Source organism: Clostridium estertheticum, from assembly GCF_018861295.1.
Taxonomy (GTDB): Bacteria; Bacillota; Clostridia; order Clostridiales; family Clostridiaceae; genus Clostridium_AD; species Clostridium_AD estertheticum_D.
On record NZ_JAHLDM010000004.1, the window covers coordinates 96,773 to 120,787 of the forward strand.

Sequence of the window (24,015 nt, forward strand, 5' to 3'; positions counted from 1 at the left end):
AGTTTTTCTATTACTCATTGTATTTATCATTTCTTTTCTATATTTTGTATTTCATATTTTCGATACTATATATAGCCTACCACTTAGAGTGCACTCCAAGTCAAGCCCTTTTACTTATGAAATTTATTTATTAAAACTAATAAGTAATATGTTACTACAATATAGATGCCCATAATTGATAGATAAGATAAGAAAAATCCTATGGTCGACTCGTCAAAATTCCAATAGCTAAAAGTTGTTTGCATGAATAACTTTTAACTGATATCCAAATCAAAAAGGATTTAATTCCATATACCACAATACCAAGTGTTGTTACACGTTTAATAATTGTTACTATAATATTCTTATCAGTATGCCCAGTTATTTTTGTTGTCATATTAATAAGCATTTGCCAATGCATACCAACATGTACAGACATAAATACTAATCTCCATGTAGTTGCAAATGTATGTAACCCACGTACCGCAAATCCGCCACTTATTTCAAGAAATGCAAACACATCTTTTGATATCATAATTCCTGTTATCATCAAAAGTATCATCAGTGATAACATAAGCACATTTACCACTGTGCTTATAATATAGCGCAAATTATATGTTAACTGATAAAACATAATCATTTACATTCATAGTTCCATAATCCTTTTCATTAATTAAAACTGTAGAAATACCTTTGCCACTACCCTTTTTAATATATATGTTATTTGAAAGCATATATATTTCAGCCGCTGTAAATTCTTTAGTGCTCATATTACACGCTTCATATCATATTTCTTTCAAAAAAATCCATAAAAATGCCCCCTAGAGTAACTTTTTTAATTGTCTACTCTATGGGGTACATTTTCTTTATTTTTTATTCAAGTATTTATTGAAAAACTGTGTGAGTTTATCAAACGGAATTAAATCTGTACGATCATAAAGATCAGCATGCCCAGCCTTTGGAACAAGATACAATTCTTTCGGTTCAGCAGCTTTTGCATAAGCGTCCTTACTGAATTCGATAGAATGAGCCTCTGTACCAGTAATGAAAAGCAATGGACGTGGTGAAATTGTTTCAATATCATTGAACGGATAAAAATTCATGAATTTCATATTGCCCGTAAGCGTCGGATGCGTAGTTGTATTAGCAGCTCCTCTGGAAGTACGATAGAAATCGTAAAATTCTTTAGCAATTGGCGAAGATTTCGCATCAATTTTTTCGGGTGTACCACTTGTATATTTCAGTTGACCGCCTGCATATTCGATATCACGCTGACTTGCTGCATCTGCGATAATCTTTTTACGCTGCGCTAACGTCTGGCTGTGATTCAGTGCATTACGATTTACACTTCCCATATCATACATGCTGACTGTAGCAACCGCCTTCATACGTGGATCAATTTTAGCTGCACTGATGGCAAAACTACCACTGCCGCAGATACCAATGACTCCAATGTTTCCACGGTCTACATAAGCCAAAGTATCAAGAAAATCAACTGCGGCGCTGAAATCATCCGCATAAATGTCAGGTGATACATTGTTGCCAGGTTCCCCTTCACTGTCACCCCAGAAGGACATATCATACGAAATCGTTACATATCCCTTTTCTGCCATTTTTTGAGCATAAAGATTTGCACTTTGCTCTTTTACTGCGCCCATAGGATGTCCGACAACAATGGCTGAATGTTTTTTGCTTTTATCCAAGTTCTTTGGCACAAACAAATTACCAGCTACCTTCATATTGTAACTGTTGTGAAACGTAACTTTTTGAACATCTACTTTGTCGCTCTTGTAAAAGTTGTCTGCACCACGGGAAATATCGCCTGCTGGCAGGCTCTTATTCGCTTTAATCAACGGCTGTTTCCCACGTTGCGCCGCTAAAGCAACTCCAGCACCACCGATGACAATAATAAGTGCAAGCCCCACCATAATAGTTTTTGCTGATTTGTTACTAAAAAGTTTCATTTTCATAATAATCTCCTCTTTCTTTTTAATTCCAATTTTAGGCAACCTATCCATTAAAGTGCAGGTATGATTGATTCAGCACAACGTTTAATTGCTTGCCTTGGTTTAATATTTCCAATATTTTTAAATACTCCAAATCTGTCAATTGAAACAGCTCTGTTATCTCTGTACTACTACAGTTTAAAGCTTAAAGTTAGCTTTAAGTCAAGTCTTTTTTCAGAAAAAATATAAGAGGCTATGTTTTCTAAAAAAGAAAAACATAGCCTCCTATACTTTTGCCTGATGCAGTACTTAAAAAGACAGGAGAAAATCACTTCCGCCCAGTCCGTGGCGTATGAGGACGCACACGGATTAATGTAGACTGTTACTTTTAACCTTCGCTTTCAATTGTACTGGACACTTCTCCCCATCTGTAAACCATTGACAGTTACGGCATTCAAAGCAGGGCTTGTAATTGCTGTCTTTTAATGACCTTTCGATAAAGCTGGCATCAGCTAAAAACGGTTGCCCATATGCAACGAAATCGCAGTAATTACTTTCAATCAGCACGTTGCCTCTACCCAGCGTCCTAATATTATTTACGCAGATAACAGGAATTTTGACATGTTTTTTGACATATCCGCCAGTATAAACTGTTTCATTATACTGAAAATCGGAAGGAAGTTTTAGCTTTCTTTCTCCTGGTATACCTGTAGACACATGCAACATATCAATTCCTATGTCTTCCAGTTTTTGCGCAATCTGTACGTCTGCATCCAAGCTATCCCCCCAGCCCATCCGATAGGATACGATGAAACTATCTCCAGCGAAGCTCTTAATTCCCTCCGTGATTTCCTTCACCAAAGTCAGCCTTCCGTCCAAATCACCGCCATAACTATCTTGACGCTTATTGGAATGCTCAGATGCCATCATGTTCAGAAAAAAAGAATGTGCTCCATGCATTTCAATTCCATCAAGGCCGGCCTTTTTGCAAATCTCTGCCCCCCTGATAAACTCGTCTCTAATTTTAATTAAATCTTTTTTAGTCAGCTTATTGATATCTCTGGAATTATCATCATAAAAACCAAAACCAGGAAGAGCAAGCTGTGCAAAAAAAGCGGTTCCGTTTTTATGATAAGCTTCGGCTATTTTGCTCAAATATCCGACATGCTGGTCGGAGTAGACGCCAGCCCCGCCAGATGTACCACCAGCCTTACTTGATGTATTACAGTCAGCCGATACAGAAAGTGCTTGACTGATGATTAGCCCAATTTTTTTATCGGCTCTACTCAAATAGTCATTCATAAGTTTTTCACCCATACTTCCCTCATAGCTCGGTAAACCAAAGCGTACAAGAGGAGCCATAACTATCCTGTTACTAAATGATACATTTTTTACTTGAAATGAACTAAAAATATTTGACATATAATCACTCCTATAAAATAATTAACGAAAAAAGAGGAATAACTGTTCTGACATGCATTCTTTTGGACTAACCAGCTTAATTCACATATATAAATAAACTATTAGAACCTTTTATTTCCATAAATTTTTTTTAAATAATTCAATTCCTTTTTTCAAACGTGCAAGACCGTCTTCAAGCCGTTCTCTTGAACATGCTATATTAATTCGAATAAAGCCTCTTCCAGTTTCCCCATAGGCTTCTCCTTTTGAAACATATAGCCCTGTTTCACTTAGTAGAAGCTTGCACAGACAAGTCGTATCCTGTGTAATCCCACTACAGTCAACCCACAACAGATACGTTGCATTGGCAGGCACTAGATATAATTCTGGCAGCTCAGTTTCTATGAACTTCTCTGCAAACTTTCTGTTTTCTTCTATATAAGAACAGAGTTCCTTCAGCCACTCTTCTCCTTTAGTAAATGCCGCAACTGTCGCTTCCATGGCTATTGCATTTGGCTCAGCTATTTCATCTGTATTTAATGCCTTACTCATTTTGTGTCTAAGCACCTCATCTGGAACTACAACTGCTGCGGTTTGCACACCTGCTATGTTGAATGCTTTTGTCGGTGCAATACAGGTAATGCTATTCTTTGCACATATCTCCGAAACAGATGCAAATGGTATATAATCATGCTGTGTATCTGTCAAATCACAATGGATTTCATCTGAAAGAACAAGAACATGTTGTTTATAGCACAATTCCCCAATCCTCTCCAATGTGTCTTTGTCCCATATTTCTCCTATGGGATTGTGAGGATTACAGAGAATCATCATAGTTGTTTCCGGATCTGTTAGTTTGTTTTCTAGATCTTTAAAATCAATGCTGTATTGTTTTCCATCGTACAGCAGCTTATTTTCCACAATATTTCTGCCATTATTCACAATAGAATTAAAAAATATATTGTAAACAGGTGTCTGCACCAGCACGTTTTCTCCTACTGATGTCATTTTTCTAACTGCACTAGAAACTGCAGGCACAACTCCCGTACAAAAAATCAACCATTCTTTATTTATCTTAAAATCATGCCTTCTTTCCCACCAGTTACTTAAAGAATTGTACCAAACATCTGGTACAATGGTATAACCTAAGATACCTTTACATACTTTTTCATGAATTGCTTCTATTATCTCCGGCGCTGTCTTAAAATCCATGTCTGCTACCCACATTGGAAGCACATTTTCATCAACATTCCATTTTAGCGAATTGGTGTTGCGCCTGTCTGTTAATGCTTCAAAATCATACCGCATACTTTATCCCTCCATTCTTTCTAATTTCATAAGCCTGTACAATCATTTTAGTGAATTCCACCAAGGAGAAGGCGTAATGTGAAAATCTGAATCTAATCGAACATTTTCACCAATTTTAGGGGCGAATAGATTTACATCTTCTTTTTTTGCCGCTTTTAATGCTCGTTCTATAGGTTCATTCCAGCCATGATAAGCTAATGAAAATGCTCCCCAATGCATTAACATCATATTCTTACCACTTACATCCAAATTAGCTTGGACAGCTTCTTCTGGTCTCATATGTACCCAAGGCCAAAGTTTGTCATATTGGCCACCATCCAACAATGTTATATCAAAAGGTCCATATTTTTTTCCGATTTTTTTAAAATGTTCACCATATCCGCCATCTCCGCTATAGTATAAACGTGTTTTTTTTCCAAGAATGACCCAACCACCCCATAAGGTAGAGTTCTTATTAAAAACGCCTCTTCCAGAGTAATGTAAGGATGGAGTCAGCGAAACCTTTAAACCTTGGTAATCCATTTCGTCCCACCAATTTAGTTCTGTAATCTTTTCTTTTGGCACACCCCATCTAATAAGATGATCACTTACTCCCAGAGGAACGAAGAAATGCGCTACCTTGTCCTTTAACTTTACAATTGATTGATAATCTAAGTGGTCGTAATGATCATGTGAGATAAAAACTGCATCAATTGGTGGCATTTTATCAATAATATTGAGCATGTTTTCACTATATTTATACCTTTTGGTTCCTGCAAAAGATACTGGTGATGCAACAGGCCCCAGCATAGGATCTAATAGTATCTTTTTATTATCGATACTAAGTAGAAAAGCAGAGTGTCCAAACCAAGTTACACTGTCTTTATCACTTTTAATTTTATTCCAATCAATCACTGAAACAGGAATTACACCATCTGGTTTTCGATCTTTAGCACCTGAAAAAGTCTCCTTAATCATTGAAAAATTGTCTGATAAACTCATGGCTAAACTTGTCGGAACATCATTAACAAATTTCCCATTCACATAGTTACTAAATTGTTTATAACTATTTTTTTGTTCTTTAGTTGGATTTCCGCCGAAGGCAGGTTCTAAATTTAAAAATAATATAATACCCACGCATAGTACTAGTAGAATACTTAATAAATATAATATGACTTTTTTTCCCTTTTTTCTTGTCACTTTCATTTTTATTTCCATTTTATTCCTCCCTTTTTAATATTGTCACTAACCGATAATTTCACAATTAAAAATAACTGCATGATAGCTGCAGCTATAAAATTTGAGAAGAAAATTTCATGTGTAAACCGATATTTTTAAAGAACCAAAGACATACTTCCAAGCTATCTTGAGTTTTAAAAATGAGAAAATAAAGTCATGCCCACTGCCGTTTTTTACCGCGGCAGTGGGCTTCTTTCATATTGTAGTCTTCAAGTATTCTTTTGTTTACTCATAATCTTATTCAGCAGCATATGCAGTCTTTAAAATCTCTAAGACTTCCTCTGCTGTAAGCACTTTATATCCGCCTAAAAGCACAGTTGAATTTGCAATTAGTGGAAGCATTTCTTCTGTTGCACCAAGCTCCTTAAGGCTTGTAACTATACTACATTCTTTTACGAATGTTTCCATAGCCTCAATACCTTCCAAAGCAACGTCTTGCTTTGTCTTTCCAGTTTCATCTACACCCCATACTTGCTTAGCAAAGCGAACAAACTTATCTAAACCAAACTGATATATATATCGGTAATATGGGAACGAAATTGCTGCCAGTCCCATACCATGTGTACAATTCGTATAGGCACCAAGCTGATGTTCAATCATATGAACTTCCCAGTCTTGTGTTTTACTTAACCCCATAATCGGGTTCATTGCAAGAGTAGAGCTCCACATTAAATTACTTCTTGCTTCATAGTCTTTAGGATCTTTCACTGCAATTTTTGCACTGTTTACGATAGAGCGAAGTAGTCCTTCAATCATATAATCACTAGTAGTATCATCTTCACCTGAAAAATAAGTTTCCATTAAATGTGACATCATATCAAAAATTCCACTTACCATCTGATATTCAGGTAATGTAAATGTATATTCCGGATTCAATATTGAAAATTTAGGATTCATATTTGATGGAAAAACACGACCCATCTTAAGTTTCATATCATCATTTGTAATAACTGATCCACCATTCATTTCGGATCCTGTTCCTGCCAATGTAAGAATAGATGCAACTGGTATTATTTCATTATCTACAGGCTCAAATTTTAACCAGTAACGTGTCCACGCATCACCTTTACAATATGCAGATACCGAAATTGCCTTTGCACAATCAATAACGGAACCGCCACCAACAGCTAAAATAAGATTTACCTTATTCTCACGTACAAGAGCAGCACCTTCCATTACTTTTTCATAAGTTGGATTTGCCATAATTCCAGATAATTCAACGATGTTTTTACCACTTTTCTTTAAGATAGATACAATTTGATTATAAAGTCCGCTTTTCTTAATAGCACCTTTTCCATAAGCAAGCATAATGGTATCACCATAACTTACAAGTTCACTGCCTAAGTTATCTAAAGCAGTCTTTCCAAAATAAACTGTTGTTGGGTTTTGATAAGTAAAATCTAAATTCATTCTTTTCTCCATTCCTGCACATTTTTAGTGCATTAAATAATTTTTTATTATTTTACACATTTTATACTTATTTGTCAGACAAAAGCTGTCCTCCAAATCCAATGTTATCCTGCTCATTTTCTTTTATTAGAACAGTAAATGCCTGCTCCGGTACATTCATAACCTTTGATGCTATTGTTGTAAATTCTTTTACCATCTGGCTTTTCTGATTTTTATTCAATTTTCCTGCTTCTAAAGTAATTACTGGCATATTTTTTCCTCCTTCTCTTACTATTTATCCTTATTTATTTTAAAGACTTTCCTAAGGCATATGCCTGATTTGGAAAATTCGTCTGCTCAATTACTTCCCTTACTGGACACCCTGTCGCAAATAGCTTTCCTGCATCATTCCAATTCATAAAACGAAGTATGGATTCATAATTTTTCTCCAATGCCTCCATTGTCCAATCATCTGCACCATAGGAAGTAGCCAAAAGCATTGATTTTTTGTTACCTGCCAATTTTGCATTGTTAGCATGGAAACGGTCGATAACTGCTTTTATCTGTGTTGACATTCCATAATAATATAGCGGCGTTACGAACACTATCATATCTGCTTCTATCAACCTTTCATACCATGCGTTCATAGCATCCTTTCGTACACACTGGCCATCATGACTTGCACAATAATCACATGCCAGACATGGTTTTACCTCTTCAAATGCTGCATCAAAACGAGATATCTCATGTCCTGCTTCATTTGCTCCTTGGATAAATTTATCTGCGAGCAATGCAGAAGTACCCTTCTTGTGTGGACTTCCAGTAATAACTGTTATTTTCATATTTATTCTCCTTTCGAGTTAAAAATCATATTTTCTTGCCTTTTGATTCTTTTTCAACGATAGAATAACTATAAACCCTAAAGTTGACTTCAGGTCAAGTGTTTTTTCAATTTTTTAATTGATTACATCCAAAGTTTCCCTCTGATTTTAATAATAAATCCTTCATAGACTTTTCATAGCTAGTTATACCTAATGAATTTTTGTCAAATAAAAAAGTGGCTTGATTTGCAGCATCAGATTAATCTTTATAAAAAAAATCTAAAATTATTTTGCTATTTGCTCAATTTGCTATGTTTTTACATTTTAACTTGCTGACATTGTACAGCCGCCTGGTTGCTATGCAACAAACAGATTTAGTTTTTCATTGGACTATTAATCTCATGGTGTAGCAAAAATCAATGACAATATTACTTTGTGTACATCTCATCATTTCTGACTATCTTCCCCCATCTGGAACGAAACAAAGTGCATAAGCTGATTTTGTTTTATCAACTTACACACTTTATTTTACACTCGTCGGTCAAAAATTAATTTCTTAACTTTGTCATTACAGACTGAGTCTGTAAATATTCTCTAAATCCTGAGCAGTTAAACTGGTTAAACCGCAAAGCATTCCATTGGTACCTTCGTTACACGCCTTCACTGCCATAGCATGAAAGTTCTTGTCGTCAACTCCCAAATCTGACAACTTGCTCTGAAGCTTCAGTTTATTGAAGAACCAATCCCTCAATGTTTCGATGGTCTGCTTTGCTCCATCTATATCAAAAAGATAAGGATCTATATCAAGGCATTTTACACCAAATCGATAGAATACAGGGGCTGTTTTTTCATTCAATACATATTCCATCCAGTGAGGCATGAGAATGGCAATGCCATGTCCATGGTTAATATCATAATAAGCAGAAATCTCGTGTTCCATCATGTGCATAATCATATCTGCTTTACTTCCGATGTCCATAATTCCACTTGTAATCATAGAGCTAATCCACAATAGATTTTCTCTTGCCTCATAATTATCCGGCTCTGCAATAGCCATTGGCGCATATTTAATCACCGATTTAGCCATAACTTCCATCATCTCACTTACAAATTCCATTTTCTTTTCCGGAATAAAATATCTACAGTCTGTAATGTGAGAAAGAATGTCCGCACTGCCTGCCGCCGTCTGATATGCACTCACCGTAAATGTATTGATCGGATTCAAGAAGGAAACCTTTGGCTGATAAAATGGGCTGTTTGGTCCAATTTTATCATTAATATCGGCATTAGATACAACCGCCCATGCATCTGTCTCAGAACCTGCTGCCGCTATGGTCACTACAGTGAAAATTGGCAATGCTTTATCCATTTTTATCTTTCCAGTAACCAGATCCCAACAGTCTCCATCATAAAAAGCTGCCTGTGCGATTACTTTTGAGGCATCAATTGTTGAACCTCCGCCCACTGCCAACACTACATCAATATCATTGTTTCTGCATACTTCAGTTCCGCGATTTACTGTAATATTTTGAGGATTTGGTTCCACACCACCAAATTCTGTAACCTGAATATCTGCATCTTTTAATACTTTCATGACATTGTCATATATACCATTCTTTTTGATGGATCCGCCACCATAAACCATCAGTACGTGGCTACCATACTTCTTAATTTCTTCTCCAAGATGACTTATCTGATTATTTCCAAAGTAAACCTTCGTTGTATTCTGATAAACAAAATTATTCATTTTTATTCTCCTTTTCTTTCTTTATTTTCGTATATTTATTTTATTTATTTATTTATTTTATTTGACCTTTATATGATTTTCCTACTTAGTCTCTTTTTCGCTTAATTTCCACAACAGACCAGATAATTGCAACAATCAAGACAATAATAAATCCGACAATACACGGAAGTCTTGGATCTGAATTTCCAGTTACATTTGCTACCATAGAAATAAGGACACTCGAAAGGAAACATCCCAAATTCATACCACTAACAAACAAGGCAGAAGCCATACTTATCTTGCTTGACGGTACATATTCTGAATAATCATTCATAGTACCGGGCCATACTGTCGATACTGCCAGCCCGCAAAAGACAACAGCAATAATAATCATTGGAATGTTATGAGCTATACAGAAAAGCCCAGTTCCTATAACCCAAAGTGCCAGCCCTACAGGAAGCGTATATTTTCCTGCCATTTTATGAGTCTTTGCAAACATCAGACCGGCAGCTGCACCTCCTAATGTAAAGAGTGAAGAGATCGTTCCTGCTAAAGCAGATGTCCCCAGATTTTCCCGTACAATAATCGCTGACATATTTAATAATATAGGGTAGAAGGCCAGGAATATAATCATAAACATAAAGGCTGTAAAGATAGCCATGCCTGGCAATTTATCTCCTTCACTTTTCTTGTCCATTCCCTCATTCAGCGGCTGATTGGCTACATTATCCCCCTCATCTACAGGTTCCTTTAAAAAGATAATCACCATAATAAGAGGAATAATTAGGATACCATGAACCAGCCAAGAGTACGCAGCATTCATAGTGCATACTGCTCCGGATACAATCTGATAGAGAATTCCTCCTCCTCCCATAAAAAAGCTTCCTAGTCCCAGGATTCCAGGCCGCTCCTTCTCACCAAAAAGCTTAATAGCAAGAGTGCTCTGGAGTGGAAATCCCAGACCAATCCCCAATCCTACAATAACCCTCATTACCAAAACAAAGGCAAAATTTCTGATGAAATAAGGCAAAATCCCTGCAATAATAATACTTCCCAAAGACAAAATCGCCATATGCTTAAAAGATATCTTCTTACCAAGAACAGCGCCGGAAATCAGCGAGCCTGGTATCATAAATAACGAGGATAATGTTGAAATTAATAGAACGTTACTATAACTAACATTTGGATATAACTGTGTTGCAAAAGCCTGCATGGGAGGGTTTACAACAAAGATTACATTGGCAGCAAAATAAACTGCCATAACACTAATAATTTTCCCAATTCTTCCATTTGATTTTTCCATAGGCACCTCTAAATTTCCCTTAGACATGCATTGCCACATCTGCTGCTTCATGGGTAGCTGCATATACTTTTCCTGCTTTTTGGGCATCACCAATGACATAAACTTCTTTTACTACATCTTTTAAGGAATCCCCGAAAGGATTATATGCTGTTGTGCCCATCGCAAGTACCACACTGTCAAAACCACCCAATATCTTAACGTCTGTATTATCCTGATTGGCATACTTATAGGTGACTCCATCCGAAAGGAACTCTTGAATAACTGCATTCTTTAACATGGTTACTTCATGGTTTTTCAGTTCCTGAAGTAACATAGGTTTTGCATATGGATCCATATCTGCACCGATTTCTGGTTTCATCTCGACGATAGTAACCTCTCTTCCCTGCTCTGCAAGGAAATCCGCAGTTTCAGCACCAATGAGCCCACCGCCGGCAACCAGAACCTTATGCCCAGTAACCACTTTCCCAAGAAGTACATCGCATGGATTCATAAAGTCCGGATGATTTATGCCTTTAATTTTAGGAAGAAGATTCTTACTTCCGGTTGCAATAATAAGTGTATCCGGATTCACTTCTTTTACTTTTTCTCCTGTCAGTTCTGTATTAAGTGTTATATTTACACCATATTTTTCACACTGTCTAATATAATAACCAATCATTTTTGTAATACTGCTTTTTGCTGGCGGATATGATGCTGGAAGAAATGCACCGCCCAGATAATTTTCTTTCTCTACCAGATCAACCTTATGTCCACGTGCAGCCAGAATCCATGCAGCCTGCAATCCTCCGGGACCACCACCTGCGATAAGCACGTGTTTCGGTGACTCTGTCCGATTAGAAATATACTCCTCTTCTGTGCCATTGTTAGGGTTTACAACGCAACTTATAGGATCATCAGAAAAGAGATGCATAATACAGCCCTGTCCACAACCGATACATGGAATAATATCCTCCTGTCTTCTGCTAAGTACCTTGTTAACAAAGTGAGGGTCTGCAATGGATTGTCTTCCAAATGCTACCATGTCGGCACTGCCATCTCTAATCAATGTTTCTGCCATTTCTGGATCCGTAAATCGTCCAACGGTAATTACCGGAATGCTAACAGCCTTCTTAATGGCTTCCGCTGCCGAAGTTTCATATCCCGGCTCAAGATATGTTGAACCGATACAGTATGCAAGACTTCCATAGGTTGAAATACTAACATGAATAGCATCTACACCTTCCTCTTCGCACATCTGACATACCGCTTTTGTTTCCTGAATCTCTCGACCGCCTGTAATCATTTCCGTTCCACTAATACGAACAATAACCGGGAACCCACTTCCTACTTTACTTTTGACTTCTCTTAAAATCAGTCGCAGAAAACGCATTCTGTTATAAAGAGTTCCTCCGAATTCATCGGTCCTCTTGTTTGCATGTCCTGAGAGGAATTGTGCAATCAAATACCCATGGGAAGCATGAAGTTCTACCGCATCAAATCCTGATTTCTTTGCTCTTAGTGCCGCATCGCCAAATGTCGTAACCATTTGATAGACTTCCTCTGTAGTCATTTCGTGAGGCATGGTCTGACATGCTGGACATGGTACCGGTGAAGGTGCAAAAACTTCCTCACCATCCGTATATTTGCGTTCTGTTTCTCTTCCACAATGCCTTAACTGTACTGCGATTTTTGCCCCTTCCTCGTGAACTGCATCGGTCAGCTTCTTATAACTTTGAACAAGGGAATCCTCCCACATACCACATTCATTAATCAGGGAGCGACCTTCCTTACTAACTGCTGCACACTCAGTAATAATCAGGCCAAAACCTCCTTTTGCTCTTTCCCTGTAATAGCAAATCAGTTTTTCTCCGGCTTCCCCATTATGCTCTGCCAAATTAGTTCCCATGGCCGGAACTACCAGTCTGTTTCTAATTTCCATTGGTCCAATTTTTATAGGTGTAAACATCATCCTCGTTTCCATAAATTCTAGTCCCCCTTTATCTATTGTAAGTTTTTTCTTTTATATCTTCATGCTACACTTTGTGAAAAAATTGTTCAATTTACAAATAGTGAAACAAAGTCTATGTACAGACAGCATTATAAATTTTGTCTACATATAGACATTTTCTATGCATTAGTCAAAATGTTAATGTGAAATTAAAATTAATTTTTTAATGTGCTAACAAAAGGTAATGTGGTAAACTATAGTTAAAATATAAACAAGACAAGGGAGAAACCCAAAATGGCAATTGATATCCATATCCTACTTGCTGAAGCTCTTCTGGAATTATGTGATCAAAAGTCTGTTACTTCAATAACCATTAAAGATTTGCTAGAAGAGACAGGTGTCAGTAGGCAGACTTTCTATAATCGATTCAGAGATAAAAATGATTTAATACAATGGACTTATGAACATAAGGTTTTAAATATTTTTCTCAATAATAACCCTGAAAACACTTATTATAAAAACACACTAAGCTACTATAAAAACATAGACGCTCATCGTAATTTTTTAAAGCAGGCCTGCTCTAGCCGGGAACAGAATTGTCTTATGGACTTTATTGTAAAATTTGCTATTGATTATGATTTGAAATGGCACCAACAACATTACGGCAACAAATCACTGCCGAAAGAATTAATTTTTGCATCAAAATATCATTCTGTGGCTTCCATCAATGCAGCCATTGAATGGATATGTAGCGATAACCCCGAACCAGCAAAAGTAATGGCAAAACGAATAACTAATCTGCGAAAAATAAGCTTAAGCGATGTTCTTTTTGGTCCGGACAACAAGATCTACAGTTGTGAAGATGCGGATAATGAAAAATAATATATACTTCCCTATGTGAAGTATATATTATTTAGCAATAAATCAAAAAACAAAAGGTGTGTTTTATACCATAATTAGGTATAAAACACACCTTTTATTAAAAAAAGGCTTCACAATTCCAAATGACTTTATTTCACTTAATTCTTTACTTGTTGTTGAATAAGCAATTTTGCGTATTGTAAAAACTATGTACTGATAAAATGTTCATCACAGGCATGCCTTTCAATAATTTAATCAACTTTTTTAATTTCAACTGTAAAATTGCCCTTAATACCTGCAAGCTTTTCTATTCCAGATTCAATTTTACCTAATACGATAAGTCCGCTTGCATAGCCAGAATCTTTATGATAAATAGCCAAGTTTCCCCAAGGAGCATATAAAGCCAAGTCTCCAATCGATGGATCACTACCTGCTGGTGCACCTTGTGTTAATAATTTTTTCGGAAGATAACTAATTTTTTCAGTGCCTGCATAATCTTCAAATTTTAATGTTAATGGAAGTAACTTTAAAAAGTCTCTACTTGTTGCATTATCATTCATTTTTACAATTACTTCATCGTTGTTAAAAGACAATTTTATTTTAGTATCTTTTACAGTATCTAAACTATCATCATTAATTGTAAATTTCATCTGTACCGCTTGGTTAATATTTTTTAGAGTCTGAACATTTCCATTAAGTTTGTATATAAATTTTAAATCTTGAGAAATATTAAGGTAATACATTTCTCTTGGTGTATATTTCTCTTCCGGAGCATATACTAATATACTTTTACCATCTTCAGTTACAGTTGTTCTAACATTAACTATGTTTCCTGTTGAATTTGTTACTGAAATAGCTTTATCTACAGAGCTCGAATCTAATTCCGTCTTAAATTTTATTGTCCAGGTCTTAGTTGAACTTATATTTTTCTTTTCCTCCCACTGTTTCACTTTTACTACGGGTGTAGCATCTACTTTGTATATGCAATAATTGAAAAGCACGGTTAGAAAAAAAAAAAAACTAAAAATGGAATCATAAATCTTGACTTACTCAATCTCATTATACTCCCCACCTTCTTAAGAAATTTTATTAACGATTATGCAAATTCTGACTTCCTATAAAATAATTAACGAAAAAAGGATGGCTCATCATAAGAAATCATACCGTAGACTTTATTTTTTCGTTATAATTTGTGTTTTCTCAGGATCTATTTTAGTTTTATCCATAATTAATTCGCCAATACCCTCTGCCCGGATTATACCACCAGATGGATTCGTAACACTACCAATAGTACTGTTAATCTGTACATCTACTGTGGAATATTCAAATGATAGCGTAGTGTTCAATAATTGGCAGTCTTTCATTACAAGGTTGTCCATATAGCATAATCCCTGTAAGCTTTCAATAGTACAGTTTACAAAGGTCACATTCTTAGAATTCCATCCCAAGTATTCTCCCGAAACAAATGAATCATAAACTGTTACATTCTCACAGTTCCAGAATGCATCCTTTGCCAGAATTTTCGCATTATGAATTTCAATATTTTTTCCTCCATCGAAAGCGTAGTTTCCTGCCAGTTGGAATCCATCAATTTTAATATTTGTACTATTCATACCAAAGTAATCCCCTTTGGCTGTTACATTTTTCAAAAAAATCTCATCACAGTTCCAAAAAGTCTCACCAGCATTTTGCATAGTAACATTCTCTAATTTAATACCCTTTGCACGCCTAAAGATCTTCGGTGCTTCAATTATAGTATTTCTTATTGTAATATTCTCCGTATACCAGATTCCCGAACGAGCCATTTCAAGAAATGTACTGTCCTCTACTACAATGTTTTTACAGTACCATAATGGATATTTCCACTTAAATATACTGTGATCTATATTAATATTCTGACTCTCCTTTAACGGAGACTCCCCATCAGCAAACGTTGAATAGGAAACCTGTAAATCTTTGCTATTAAATAATGCTCTCTCTCCAATAAGTATCTGTTCTTTTACTAATTTCATAATTTTATCCCTCTTCCATTTAAAGATAGTGTTAACACTATCTTTATTTTATTTATTTAAAACCTTGCTCTTGCATGGTTTGTAGCTATTTTTAAATATAATACCTCTCACGGTAGAAGTCCTTCTTTGTCTTAGTAACACCTCTATCATAAGGGTTAAAGTTAACTTCATGTCAATACCTTAATCAAAATTCTTAAATTTTATATTATTCAACATGGAATGTATACACCTTTTTATAATTTTCCCGATGGTAATAGCGCACCTCACCACTGCTTTGGTTGTAGACTACACTCCATTCGGTAGATTCAGCATCTTTAAAGTTATGTTTGCTTACGCTATCCATTGCATCACGGACTTCTTCCATGCTCATGGTTGTTGTCTTACTTAGTTGCTTCATTAAAATATCATATCTAGAATGGGATTGGGCTGTTCCAATTCCATTCTTTTCACCAGAAGCTAAATAAAAATTGGTAATTACAGGGTTTTTTGTTACAATCATCTTATTATCAACATATTCCACAACCACACTGTGACCTTCAGTATCGGCCAAAGCAAAATGCACCATCAACCCCATCGAGGCATGCATATCATGCTGTTTTAAAAGATTGATTGCTTGATCTACATTTGCAGCTTTATCCAGCAACAAACGAATGGCAGTTGTCGTTGTAATATCCGGTTTTTCGGTATTCTGATTGATATTATCAGAGTCCTGAATCATCAGTACCGCTGCACTAAGTCCTTTTTCATTCATACCGTCCAGCGGCGCATAAAGCGCTACCACGGTACGCACTTTCTCTGGCAATTTATCTATGCTTCCTCCATATCCAGCACTTATAAAGTCCATATTCACTGTAGAAACAGAGGCATAGCCGTCTGAAGGTTTTGAAGAAACCACCAATGCATTACATGCCTGCCAATCAAAGTTTCTTCCAAATAAGGCATCACCCTTGGGACTTTTGACAGATAGCGTACTGCAACCAAAACCTTCAGTTTTAAGTGACAGCTTATCTGCTCTTGAAACCAGATTATTTTGGGTTAAAAATTTAATTACAGCTGTATCGGAAGATGCACCCCCCTGTTTAAGAAAGCTATCAAATCCATAGTTTCCCTCATATCTAACAGCAGAAAAATCATCTTCCAGCTTTGTTTGCTGCGTGGTAGGCTTTACTACGTTGCCATCATATTTTTGAACATTTGCCATTGTGGAACCCTCCTTATTCTTCATAAACCTTATTCCTACGAATCCTGCCAACAAAAATATAGCTAAAAGTACGGATAGTATTAACACACCTGTTTTTTTCTTCATTCTGTATCTCCCTTCTGATCTCAGCAATTTGCTTGTTCATTAGCATAATATAAAAAAGTCTCTGAAACCAGTATCTTCAGTAAAAACTATCCACACAGATCATTTTCCAGAATCAGCTGTGTCAAAGCAGTACGCGAATCCCAACCCCCGCTCCTAACATGATAATAATGCTTCCAAGAATGTAATTCAGCCTAACGAACACATTCTCAGTAATACGATTTCTAAACAACCGAATCATAGAAATAATGAGTCCCCACCAAATACATGTACCAATGAATATTCCTAAACAAAGTCCAAGACATTGCACATTGGAGGTAATACTCCCGATATGGAATATCGAGAATGCTAAAACAAATGTTATAATCGTTGTCGGATTTGTTATAGCTATCGCAAAAGAGGACACAAAGAAAGAAATTATCTGTGAAGTTTTTACAGTTTCCTTAACAACCCCCTGCTTCTTCAAAATAATATCAATTCCCATCATGATAACCATACCTCCTCCCACAAGGCTGATTATGCTTTGATATTTCAGCATAAAACTTGAAAACAATGTCAATCCAAAAACACTAATAAAAGAATATAGAAGATCGGCAGTAGAGCACCCTATTCCAGAGGCTAGGCCTGCAAAAGTACCATGTGTAATTGTTCTTCTTATTGTAAGAGCACCTATCGCTCCCACTGGTACTCCAAAGATAAGACCTATACATATTCCTTTCAATAAATATTCAATCTCCATTTTCACCATCCTTTCCCGCCTTACCCCTACTTAACAGAGCTACTCTAACCATTGCTTATAAGACAGTTTACAAATGTCATTTTGCAGGACTGATTGAAATGATTTTGTTACTCCATCCCTCTACAACAGGATTATTTTTTACAGCCTCTTTGAGGCCGTTCGTATTCTCAAGTTTCCCTACTCTCATATATTTACCTACAACTTTTGCATCTTGATAAAAGATAACTATTCTGTTAGGATCAGAATAGTATACTTCACCCGCTTTTTCGGAAGTAACGTTTTCTGGCTTAGACGTAAACTTGTAGCTACTTGCAATATCATAATACTGCATGACATCAGAATTTTTAAAGTCGTCGAAATGATAAATTGGTAGATTCCAGTCTTCTTCTCCAACATCCCTTGCAATCTGTTTTGCTGTATCGTTGTTATCCATCTTAATAGTGTATTCATTACCTTTGGGTCCAAAGCGAATTTGTAAATCAGGCAGTTTCACGGTTGCATTATCTCCTGATTTTGTATTAGATTTGTTGATGTTACTGTTACTGTTAGTTACTGTATTTGATTGGGTTGCTGTCTCTTGTTTCCCACATCCTGTAAAAGGTACTACTATCAAAGCAACTATCATTATTGTAAATAATCTTTTAATCATAATTATCTTCCTCTCAGTTATATTTTTTTAATGTTGCATCTTCTTTTTTTTACAATTGTTAATATCCATATTTTGTATGTTTGTTGTGTATTAAACATGTTATTGATTTATTAAAGTTGTCAAATCTACTCTTTTAATTCTACTTGAGAAAATATATGCAAATGCTACAAACAGTAAGGTTATAATGAAAGGAATCAGGATGACCCTTCCAAATCCAAGCGTTGACTCAAACTTGTTTATACCGAATGATTTTAATAATAAGGTTATAATTGGATCAGCTAATATGCAGCTTAAAGCAGTTCCTATTATCGTACCTATTGCCACAACAATACCAAACCTAATAGCAAAAGCAATTCTTAAATTTAACGATGTAAATCCGATACTTTTGAAAACAGCCATATCTCTCTGTTCGGAAAACAGCATTTTACTGCTAGTAAGTGCTATTACCACCAAAATAAATATTACAACAATTACATACATAAATACTGTTAAAAAGTGCATGGTATTCACAATTCCCTCGAGCCCTGACCAACTATTCGTATGTACAGTGAGATCCACCGGATATTTTTTTTGAAGATAGTTCATGATTGCATCCTTTTTTGATGAATCTGTAAGAATGTAATGGTTACACCATATATGTGAATTAACATCACGAATTTTAGCATAACCTTCCCTACTCATTCCTATGTTACCACCCATCTGATTGGCACATTGATAAATACCAGCTACTGTATATGTATTGCTTTTTGTTCCATGCATAACATTAACTTTGTCACCGATACGAATTCCTAAGTCATCTGCTACAAATTCCGTTACAACAATCTCGTTATCTGCATAGCTGCTATGGCCAGATAATATATGAAAACGAAAAGGTTCATTTACTGCATTAACAGTATAATTCACACCATTTGCCGTTACTCTTTGCTCTGCAATCTCATATGTTTTTTTCATTTTAGAATAAGAAGAAATTATATTCTCAACTTCCTTCATATTCACATCATCATTCAAGGGCTTAACACCAAGATCATAGTCAGCAACACTGAACGCATTCATAAGTCCCTCTCCATTTGGACCAAGCCATATATTCATCCTTCCCACTAAAGAAACGAAAAATACAAGTAATATTGCAACAATACCTGTTCCTAAATATCGCTTTCCTCCAGAAAGAATTTGCCGTATGGCAAGCTGAAAGAGTAATCCCTTCGACACGGTGATGTTATTTCTTTTTATATATGATGTCTGTTTTTGAATGTCACCATTTATCGCGCTAAGTGGTGATATCTGCGCAATTTTTAGTGTTTTTATATAGATAAACAATGCAAACACACATAATATGATTACAAAAGCAGCTATACACCATCCATAGGGAAGTGTTTTTGGCATAAGCATACCAGTTGATGTTATCGTAGTTCTTGCGGCTACATCAATGACATAAATTGAACAGGCAAATCCTGTAATCATTCCTACCACAATACTTGAAACATATTGTAAAAACTGTACAAACCGTAAATCTCTACTTGTGCAACCAATGGTCTTTAAAATACCCATATCTTTATATTCCTGCTCAATTGCATTTGATATACTATGCCCCATTACAATCATAGATACAAGAATAAGAATTACAACAAAGGCAACCAAAAATCCAGTAAAAATATTTTGTAAAATAAGCATATATCCATAAATTGAGGAATCTGAATAAATAAACTCTGTATATTGAGCAAGGCTTGTAACTTTGTTAATGGATTTATTGAATTCTGATGTTGAAAGCTTACTACCATTACTTTGAAAAATATGGAGCATTGAACCATCTCTTGCCAAATTATTAATATTTGATGTTTGGCTCAAAGTATCCCTAACATCCGACAAATCTGCTTTACTTATCAAAAAGCTTTTCATGTCTATCATAGAGCTTCCCATAAACGGATCTTCAAAATACCCCTCAACTGTAAAAATCTTTTGCGTACCATTACGGGAAAGTTTAAAATGAACCTTATCCCCTATTTTCACATTGTATTTTGACTGTAAAGCCGGAGAAATGTAAATTTGTCCATCTTTTATTTCTTTTAAATTATCATACCCATTTAAGCCATTGTCCAGGATTTTATAAGCATATTGCTCCGGTTCATACGCAATTAACTGTCCCTCATTATCAGAGTTTTCACCGTTTATAGTGTACCCTGCAAATATAACTGTCTGGGATTTAACCTTTTTTACATCTGGAGTACTGGCTATTTTTTTTGTCAACTGATTCAAATTATCAACGTTACTAACCCACGCTGTAATGTTACCATATCCCAGTCTCGACATCTCCTGCCTAACATAATTACTAGAATTAATATATACAGTAAGTGCCATAACAAAAGCAACAGATACCGTAAAAATAAGTATGAACAGTCCTACTATAGTACCCTTTTGCCTTTTAATTCCGGCTTTCAACAATGTTAACATACAAATTTCAACCTCCTACCATTCCATGGAAGCAAGCCAGTTGTTAAGCTGTGCTTCTCTATCTTTTGCATCAGATTGTGTATAAGAAGGCATTTCCTTTTCGCCAATGATTTTTCCATCCTCCAGATATAGCAGCCTATTACCACGCAAAGCTGCACGCAAATCATGTGTTACCATAATAATGCTTTGTCCTGACTTATTTAACTCACTGATAATATTCAATACTTCTTCTGTATTGTGCTTATTTAATGCCCCAGTCGGCTCATCAGCAAATACGATTCTAGGTTTGTTTATGATTGCCCGTGCAACTGCAGCTCGTTGTGCTTCTCCACCTGAAACTTCTGACGGAAGTCGATCTTTCGCATTACTTACATGCATTTGTTTAAGTAGCTCTTCTGTTCGTATGTAAGTTTCCTTCGTGCTACGCTCTTTTCCCAGGTACCCGGCAACTGCTACATTTTCAAACAATGTAAGGTTGCTTACAAGATTCGTCTGCTGAAACACAAATCCAAAATCCTGCGAGCGAAGACTTGCTATTTGCTTTTCATTGAAGCTACTGATTTCTTTATCTTTATATAGAACCTTTCCCTCACTAATCTTATTCATTCCACTTAAAGCATAAAGTAGTGTGGATTTTCCAGCTCCAGAAGCACCCATAATAACCGTAAAATCACCTTCATAAAATTCAACATTCACATAATTCAGCAAATTCACAAGATTTCCACCTGTTTCAAATGATTTGCAAACATCCTCCGCTGATAAAAGTACTTTTTTCATATTTTCCTCCTTACCTCCTTTTTTTATTTCTTTACTTTACAATCAACCGCTTCTTTCCCGTCTGAGGATCAGGTAAGATTTCTTCTACAAACCGTATATTAAAATTCACATATTCTAGATGCTTTGTACTCAATATTTCTGCCATATTTTTTAGCATTCCCACTTGAATGCTATTTTTCTTTCCTTCATCACAAACTTCAATCATCATTTCAAATGAATTGCAATCTATTTGCCTAAACTGATAATCCAACAGTCCTTCAACACAAAATCCTTCTATTGCAAGCGGGTGAAGAAATTCTCTATTTCCATCTTTGTCTTCAAACCAAATTATATCCTCATTTCGTCCTAAAATACTTTCCACTTTATCAAATGGGTAAGTACATTTTTCATCTGAATATTTTAGTATTAACTGATCTGAGATTTTATAACGAATTAAGGGTTGTACAAAATTGTAAAGTGATGTAAGATACATATTTTCATTTTCCACCTCAATATAATTCATATCATCAAACAAATACATACCTTCTTCGTGATTGGTTTCAACACCCAAAACCAAAGATTCACTGGCACCATAAATATTCACAACATCTGCATGAAAAGTTTTTTCTATGTACTCTCTTAATTTGGCACAAAGTGGTTCACCACAGGAAATCACCTTGAATGCGTCGATTTGAATTTCCCCCTTTTCCAAAAGTTCTCCAAGAATCTTGATAGCTGACGGGTAACCTATAATCATATTAGGTTTAAACTTATGTAAATTTTCTATCCATTCTTCAAGAGGTGTCTTAATGTCCAGAAATAATTGATTTGCATGCACCCCTTCGACACCGCTACTGACTGCCATAGCTCCACCATAACGTCCATCTGTTGCCGCAATATATACAATTCGAGGTCTTTTGAACAACAGCTTTAATATTTCAGGCATGGACATATTCCAAAAGGCCGCCCTTATAATGCCCAAAAGCATCTGATCCCATGCTTCCTCATCGTATACAAAATACCCCGGTTTTCCAGTACTACCTGAGGAATGCACTACATGATATTTATCCTTGAATTTTATCCGGTCTACAGTCTCTTCTTTATCAAATCTTCGTATATCATTCTGCTTCAAATCATTGTTAGTTACCAACTCATCAAAATGTTCCATAAGAAGATCTTTATCTATAATCGGAAAAGCTGAAATTGGAAGTGTAGAAATCTGTTCTCTTGTTATTCCCGCTTCTTCAAACGTTCTGCGATAATACTTTGAATTCTCATATGCATAGTTAAGCAGTTTCCTTAACTTTTTATTTTGTAAATTTTTAATTTCCGCTCTGGTCTTCACTGTGTTTCCTTTTAACTTGTACAGATTCCATAATAATCTAAAGTACTTCATTAATTCCTCCTATTTAAATCATTCTTATATAAATGCTCTTTATTCTCCTTGAGTTTTTTCATGTTTCGCCAAATCAAAAGTAACCTTAATATTACCATCACCAACAACTTGTACAAAGCTGGCCTCATCCTCAATATATCCAATACGGGTATATTTATAAGAACTTGAGAAGGTTTTATAGAACGCCACTAGACAGTTATCGCCGTAAAGCATTATATCTCCTGCATGAATTTTTCCAGGTTGCTCTGAAACTGTAGGAAGCGTATTCGATAAATAATAGTATTTTTCATTGCCGTTTTGTTCGCTCATATCAACGGTGAGCGGAAATTGCTTAACTAACGCCTTCGTCGTTTGGTTATCATAAAGCTTTGCCGAAAATTTCTTGTTCCCGACCGTAATGATCAAATCTATCATCGTTAATTTCTTTGATGCGGTACCATTATCTGTTTGTTGTGTAGAATCACTTCTTGGTGCTTCATGTTGACTTGTCTGATTGTTTTCATTCGTTTCACTATTATCGCAGGCAGTGATGGAAAAACATAACATAATCAAACATAGTATCGAAATTACTTTTTTCATATTCAATTTCCTTTCTGTGTAAACTAAAACAATAGCATTTTGCTACGATACACAATACATTGACACAAATCAATCATCATATAATCTGCAATAAGATGAAAACAATAGAATTACTCCTGACTGGTTACGATTATTGAGTTCCATATAATCATATATCTTAAAGTTAACTTTAAGTCAATGTTTATTTTCAAAAAAATTTTTCCATCTATTAAAATATAAAGAAGTATCTTATATAACTAAGATACTTCTTTATT

General features: G+C 35.6%; 22 protein-coding genes. 1 reads left to right on the plus strand and 21 read right to left on the minus strand.

The window, feature by feature from the left end; all coding sequences use genetic code 11:
• Window positions 1–199: 199 nt before the first annotated feature.
• From KPL54_RS06175 to KPL54_RS06230, 12 genes are all read right to left on the minus strand, one after another.
• Window positions 200–559 (minus strand): DUF4405 domain-containing protein, encoded by a 360-nt coding sequence (locus KPL54_RS06175; RefSeq protein WP_216105748.1) that lies wholly within the window; start codon window positions 557–559, stop codon window positions 200–202.
• Between the two features lie 31 nt (window positions 560–590).
• Window positions 591–749, minus strand: a complete 159-nt coding sequence (locus tag KPL54_RS06180; RefSeq protein ID WP_216102845.1) for a hypothetical protein — start codon at window positions 747–749, stop codon at window positions 591–593.
• A gap of 96 nt (window positions 750–845) precedes the next feature.
• Window positions 846–1,949: an alpha/beta hydrolase gene (locus KPL54_RS06185; protein WP_216105749.1), complete on the minus strand. Its 1,104-nt coding sequence runs from the start codon at window positions 1,947–1,949 to the stop codon at window positions 846–848.
• Between the two features lie 345 nt (window positions 1,950–2,294).
• Window positions 2,295–3,347 carry an oxidoreductase gene (locus KPL54_RS06190; RefSeq protein WP_216102847.1) on the minus strand — a complete coding sequence of 351 codons (1,053 nt, stop codon included), beginning with the start codon at window positions 3,345–3,347 and terminating at the stop codon, window positions 2,295–2,297.
• 111 nt (window positions 3,348–3,458) lie between these two features.
• Entirely contained in the window at window positions 3,459–4,634 is a 1,176-nt protein-coding gene (locus tag KPL54_RS06195; protein ID WP_216105750.1) for a MalY/PatB family protein, read from the minus strand.
• A 42-nt stretch (window positions 4,635–4,676) separates the two neighbouring features.
• Window positions 4,677–5,819: an MBL fold metallo-hydrolase gene (locus tag KPL54_RS06200; protein ID WP_253203364.1), complete on the minus strand. Its 1,143-nt coding sequence runs from the start codon at window positions 5,817–5,819 to the stop codon at window positions 4,677–4,679.
• Between the two features lie 270 nt (window positions 5,820–6,089).
• Window positions 6,090–7,262 (minus strand): iron-containing alcohol dehydrogenase, encoded by a 1,173-nt coding sequence (locus KPL54_RS06205; protein WP_216105752.1) that lies wholly within the window; start codon window positions 7,260–7,262, stop codon window positions 6,090–6,092.
• Window positions 7,263–7,329: 67 nt separating this feature from the next.
• Window positions 7,330–7,512, minus strand: a complete 183-nt coding sequence (gene dmpI / locus KPL54_RS06210; RefSeq protein ID WP_171298279.1) for a 4-oxalocrotonate tautomerase DmpI — start codon at window positions 7,510–7,512, stop codon at window positions 7,330–7,332.
• Window positions 7,513–7,546: 34 nt separating this feature from the next.
• Window positions 7,547–8,083 (minus strand): flavodoxin family protein, encoded by a 537-nt coding sequence (locus KPL54_RS06215; RefSeq protein ID WP_216105753.1) that lies wholly within the window; start codon window positions 8,081–8,083, stop codon window positions 7,547–7,549.
• Between the two features lie 547 nt (window positions 8,084–8,630).
• Window positions 8,631–9,809, minus strand: a complete 1,179-nt coding sequence (locus KPL54_RS06220; RefSeq protein WP_216105754.1) for an iron-containing alcohol dehydrogenase — start codon at window positions 9,807–9,809, stop codon at window positions 8,631–8,633.
• Between the two features lie 85 nt (window positions 9,810–9,894).
• Window positions 9,895–11,091: an MFS transporter gene (locus KPL54_RS06225; RefSeq protein WP_216105755.1), complete on the minus strand. Its 1,197-nt coding sequence runs from the start codon at window positions 11,089–11,091 to the stop codon at window positions 9,895–9,897.
• A 19-nt stretch (window positions 11,092–11,110) separates the two neighbouring features.
• Complete coding sequence (locus KPL54_RS06230) at window positions 11,111–13,051, minus strand: oxidoreductase (protein WP_216102854.1); 1,941 nt, start codon at window positions 13,049–13,051, stop codon at window positions 11,111–11,113.
• A gap of 261 nt (window positions 13,052–13,312) precedes the next feature.
• Between KPL54_RS06230 and KPL54_RS06235 the strand changes: the two genes are divergently transcribed.
• On the plus strand, window positions 13,313–13,900 hold the full coding sequence (locus KPL54_RS06235) for a TetR/AcrR family transcriptional regulator C-terminal domain-containing protein (RefSeq protein WP_171298284.1): 588 nt from the start codon (window positions 13,313–13,315) through the stop codon (window positions 13,898–13,900).
• 230 nt (window positions 13,901–14,130) lie between these two features.
• Here the strand turns inward: KPL54_RS06235 and KPL54_RS26715 are convergent, their stop codons facing one another.
• The 9 genes from KPL54_RS26715 to KPL54_RS06280 all read right to left on the minus strand — a co-directional run bounded on the left by KPL54_RS26715 (window position 14,131) and on the right by KPL54_RS06280 (window position 23,761).
• Complete coding sequence (locus KPL54_RS26715; protein ID WP_216105756.1) at window positions 14,131–14,829, minus strand: cyclophilin-like fold protein; 699 nt, start codon at window positions 14,827–14,829, stop codon at window positions 14,131–14,133.
• A gap of 222 nt (window positions 14,830–15,051) precedes the next feature.
• Window positions 15,052–15,891, minus strand: a complete 840-nt coding sequence (locus tag KPL54_RS06245) for a DUF3737 family protein (protein WP_171298286.1) — start codon at window positions 15,889–15,891, stop codon at window positions 15,052–15,054.
• Window positions 15,892–16,096: 205 nt separating this feature from the next.
• Window positions 16,097–17,197 carry a carcinine hydrolase/isopenicillin-N N-acyltransferase family protein gene (locus KPL54_RS06250; protein WP_216102857.1) on the minus strand — a complete coding sequence of 367 codons (1,101 nt, stop codon included), beginning with the start codon at window positions 17,195–17,197 and terminating at the stop codon, window positions 16,097–16,099.
• Between the two features lie 121 nt (window positions 17,198–17,318).
• On the minus strand, window positions 17,319–17,933 hold the full coding sequence (locus KPL54_RS06255; RefSeq protein ID WP_216105757.1) for a LysE family translocator: 615 nt from the start codon (window positions 17,931–17,933) through the stop codon (window positions 17,319–17,321).
• A gap of 76 nt (window positions 17,934–18,009) precedes the next feature.
• A complete protein-coding gene (locus KPL54_RS06260) occupies window positions 18,010–18,582 on the minus strand; it encodes a cyclophilin-like fold protein (protein WP_216105758.1) in 573 nt (190 codons plus the stop codon).
• Window positions 18,583–18,681: 99 nt separating this feature from the next.
• On the minus strand, window positions 18,682–21,030 hold the full coding sequence (locus tag KPL54_RS06265) for an ABC transporter permease (protein ID WP_216105759.1): 2,349 nt from the start codon (window positions 21,028–21,030) through the stop codon (window positions 18,682–18,684).
• Window positions 21,031–21,045: 15 nt separating this feature from the next.
• Entirely contained in the window at window positions 21,046–21,807 is a 762-nt protein-coding gene (locus KPL54_RS06270; RefSeq protein WP_216105760.1) for an ABC transporter ATP-binding protein, read from the minus strand.
• 31 nt (window positions 21,808–21,838) lie between these two features.
• Window positions 21,839–23,182 (minus strand): phenylacetate--CoA ligase family protein, encoded by a 1,344-nt coding sequence (locus KPL54_RS06275; protein WP_216105761.1) that lies wholly within the window; start codon window positions 23,180–23,182, stop codon window positions 21,839–21,841.
• A 39-nt stretch (window positions 23,183–23,221) separates the two neighbouring features.
• A complete protein-coding gene (locus KPL54_RS06280; RefSeq protein ID WP_216105762.1) occupies window positions 23,222–23,761 on the minus strand; it encodes a cyclophilin-like fold protein in 540 nt (179 codons plus the stop codon).
• Window positions 23,762–24,015 lie beyond the last annotated feature (254 nt).

Excerpts from the sequence above, each read along its gene's own strand:
- KPL54_RS06180 (WP_216102845.1), bottom strand. The coding sequence starts at position 749 with ATGAGCACTAAAGAATTTACAGCGGCTGAAATATATATGCTTTCAAAT.
- KPL54_RS06185 (WP_216105749.1), bottom strand. The coding sequence starts at position 1,949 with ATGAAAATGAAACTTTTTAGTAACAAATCAGCAAAAACTATTATGGTG.
- KPL54_RS06190 (WP_216102847.1), bottom strand. The coding sequence starts at position 3,347 with ATGTCAAATATTTTTAGTTCATTTCAAGTAAAAAATGTATCATTTAGT.
- KPL54_RS06195 (WP_216105750.1), bottom strand. The coding sequence starts at position 4,634 with ATGCGGTATGATTTTGAAGCATTAACAGACAGGCGCAACACCAATTCG.
- KPL54_RS06200 (WP_253203364.1), bottom strand. The coding sequence starts at position 5,819 with ATGAAAGTGACAAGAAAAAAGGGAAAAAAAGTCATATTATATTTATTA.
- KPL54_RS06205 (WP_216105752.1), bottom strand. The coding sequence starts at position 7,262 with ATGAATTTAGATTTTACTTATCAAAACCCAACAACAGTTTATTTTGGA.
- dmpI (WP_171298279.1), bottom strand. The coding sequence starts at position 7,512 with ATGCCAGTAATTACTTTAGAAGCAGGAAAATTGAATAAAAATCAGAAA.
- KPL54_RS06215 (WP_216105753.1), bottom strand. The coding sequence starts at position 8,083 with ATGAAAATAACAGTTATTACTGGAAGTCCACACAAGAAGGGTACTTCT.
- KPL54_RS06220 (WP_216105754.1), bottom strand. The coding sequence starts at position 9,809 with ATGAATAATTTTGTTTATCAGAATACAACGAAGGTTTACTTTGGAAAT.
- KPL54_RS06225 (WP_216105755.1), bottom strand. The coding sequence starts at position 11,091 with ATGGAAAAATCAAATGGAAGAATTGGGAAAATTATTAGTGTTATGGCA.
- KPL54_RS06230 (WP_216102854.1), bottom strand. The coding sequence starts at position 13,051 with ATGGAAACGAGGATGATGTTTACACCTATAAAAATTGGACCAATGGAA.
- KPL54_RS06235 (WP_171298284.1), top strand. The coding sequence starts at position 13,313 with ATGGCAATTGATATCCATATCCTACTTGCTGAAGCTCTTCTGGAATTA.
- KPL54_RS06245 (WP_171298286.1), bottom strand. The coding sequence starts at position 15,891 with ATGAAATTAGTAAAAGAACAGATACTTATTGGAGAGAGAGCATTATTT.
- KPL54_RS06250 (WP_216102857.1), bottom strand. The coding sequence starts at position 17,197 with ATGAAGAAAAAAACAGGTGTGTTAATACTATCCGTACTTTTAGCTATA.
- KPL54_RS06255 (WP_216105757.1), bottom strand. The coding sequence starts at position 17,933 with ATGGAGATTGAATATTTATTGAAAGGAATATGTATAGGTCTTATCTTT.
- KPL54_RS06260 (WP_216105758.1), bottom strand. The coding sequence starts at position 18,582 with ATGATTAAAAGATTATTTACAATAATGATAGTTGCTTTGATAGTAGTA.
- KPL54_RS06265 (WP_216105759.1), bottom strand. The coding sequence starts at position 21,030 with ATGTTAACATTGTTGAAAGCCGGAATTAAAAGGCAAAAGGGTACTATA.
- KPL54_RS06270 (WP_216105760.1), bottom strand. The coding sequence starts at position 21,807 with ATGAAAAAAGTACTTTTATCAGCGGAGGATGTTTGCAAATCATTTGAA.
- KPL54_RS06275 (WP_216105761.1), bottom strand. The coding sequence starts at position 23,182 with ATGAAGTACTTTAGATTATTATGGAATCTGTACAAGTTAAAAGGAAAC.
- KPL54_RS06280 (WP_216105762.1), bottom strand. The coding sequence starts at position 23,761 with ATGAAAAAAGTAATTTCGATACTATGTTTGATTATGTTATGTTTTTCC.